The organism is Vibrio sp. 1-Bac 57 (assembly GCF_037546855.1).
Classification (GTDB): Bacteria; Pseudomonadota; Gammaproteobacteria; order Enterobacterales; family Psychromonadaceae; genus Psychromonas.
In genome coordinates, this window is sequence record NZ_JALAAC010000094.1 from 1 (window position 1) to 1,228 (window position 1,228).

At 39.4% G+C, this 1,228-nt stretch carries 1 protein-coding gene; it reads right to left on the bottom strand.

Annotated elements, in window-relative coordinates; translation table 11 throughout:
• Positions 1-5: 5 nt before the first annotated feature.
• Complete coding sequence (locus MT391_RS20640; RefSeq protein ID WP_499499968.1) at positions 6-1,142, bottom strand: ISAs1 family transposase; 1,137 nt, start codon at positions 1,140-1,142, stop codon at positions 6-8.
• Between the last annotated feature and the right edge of the window lie 86 nt (positions 1,143-1,228).

Here is a 1,228-nt window from a genome sequence, read left to right on the forward strand (position 1 = left end):
CACGGCTAGCGCATTTTAATTCCTGATTCTACCAGGACTGAGCGATAGCCATCATCGAGCGTTGCCATCTTTTTCTTTGCAGCCATACTCGCTGATTTGCTTTTATCTTGTTTAAATAAGCCCATCGCTATTTTTCTCATTACATTAAATGCAAGTGGACCTCGCCCCTTACGAATCCTAGACTCATCTTCTCTAAATGTCATATCTAACATCCAGTGCATACTTTCAACTTGCCAATGATTGCAGACTGCATATAAGCTTTGATCTGCATTTAAGTTTAATGAGCTAATGTACCAGCGGGTTTCTGTTGTCTCTTTTCCTGTGGATTTTTCGTATACATCAGAGGTGATTTTAATAATGCTTTTCAGTCCAACCCATTGGTGTTTTTTATCTAACCATTTTTTATCAATGAGGATCTGCTGGCAGGTTCTTGTTTCTATACGTCCATGGCCACTGTCTGTTGCAGTATATTCAGCGTAATTATCTTCTGTAAAACCTTCTCGTTGAACTTTATGCCACCAAGCTTCTAGCTCACTTTGCATACCAGAGTGGTTACCTTTTAGGGCTAGGATATAGTCAGCTTTTTGCTCAATTATCTGCTTTGCTATTTCTTTTTGGCAGCCCATCGCATCAAGAGTAATAATGCTATTTTCTATGTCAAGCATGTTCAACAATTCAGGGATAGCAGTGATTTCATTGGTTTTAGCATCAACGGCAACTTGACCTAAAACAAGTTGATGCTGACAACTCCAAGCACTCACTGTGTGAAGTGCATTCTTTCTATCTTTCGTTGAAAAAGAACGTCTTGCGGTCTTACCATCAACAGCAATAACATCGCAACCAGTCGTTTCCACAAGTGAAGATATCCACGATTTAAAGGCTTGTTCTATTTCATCTGCCTTTAAACGACAAATAACACGCGCAATAGTGTCATGCCGAGGTATCCCTGCTTCAAAAGGCCGATATTGACGAAGCCAATCAAGCTTTATGCGCCCGAAATTCTCAATATCCTCCCAACCTTCAGATCCGGACATAACGGCACTAATAGCTAATAAAAGAATATCGAGTAAATTATGTTTCTTACATCGCTCAATACGAGGGTCTGAGATGGAGTTGAAGTATTTCAAAAAGGTAGCGCTCATTATTATCACCAAATAGCTAATTGTTAGTATATGGTGATCTGATCGCTACTTGGATAATAAGTTCAATTTATAATGATCTTGCCGTG